Genomic DNA, 626 nt, shown 5'->3' on the forward strand with positions numbered 1-626 from the left:
ATTGCTGCGCTTCCGGCGCCGCGCCTGGTCTGGGTCATGGTTCCTTCCGGGGACATCACGGATGCCGTGATCAGCGAACTCGGCGGGAAGCTTTCTGCCGGGGACATGGTGATCGACGGCGGCAACTCACGCTTCACCGAAGACCAGAAACACGCGGCTTTCCTGGACTCCAAGGACATCCGCTTCGCCGATTGCGGTGTTTCGGGAGGTGTCTGGGGCCTGCAGAACGGCTACGGACTCATGGCAGGTGGCGCGGACGAAGACATCGAACTCGCCCTGCCGGTATTCGACGCGCTGCGCCCCGAAGGCGAACGTGCCGACAGCTTCGTCCACGTGGGCGGCGTGGGGGCGGGCCACTACGCCAAGATGGTCCACAACGGTATCGAGTACGGTTTGATGCAAGCCTACGCCGAGGGCTACGAGCTGCTCGCGGCCAAGGACATCATCAAGGACCTTCCCGGAACCTTCCGTGCTTGGCAAAAGGGCACGGTTGTCCGTTCCTGGCTGTTGGACCTCATGGTCAAAGCCTTGGACGAAGACCCGGGCCTGGCCTCGATCGGGGACTACGTCGAGGACTCCGGCGAAGGTCGCTGGACGGTTGAGGAAGCCATTGCCAACGCGGTTCC

1 protein-coding gene is annotated in these 626 nt (G+C 63.4%); it reads left to right on the forward strand.

Features of this window, described 5'->3' with window-relative positions:
- Window positions 1–626: NADP-dependent phosphogluconate dehydrogenase (locus NFJ07_RS25595; protein WP_269998912.1), on the forward strand; the 626-nt coding region annotated here is incomplete at both ends.

The organism is Arthrobacter sp. B2a2-09 (assembly GCF_027587375.1).
In the GTDB taxonomy this organism is placed as follows: domain Bacteria; phylum Actinomycetota; class Actinomycetes; order Actinomycetales; family Micrococcaceae; genus Arthrobacter.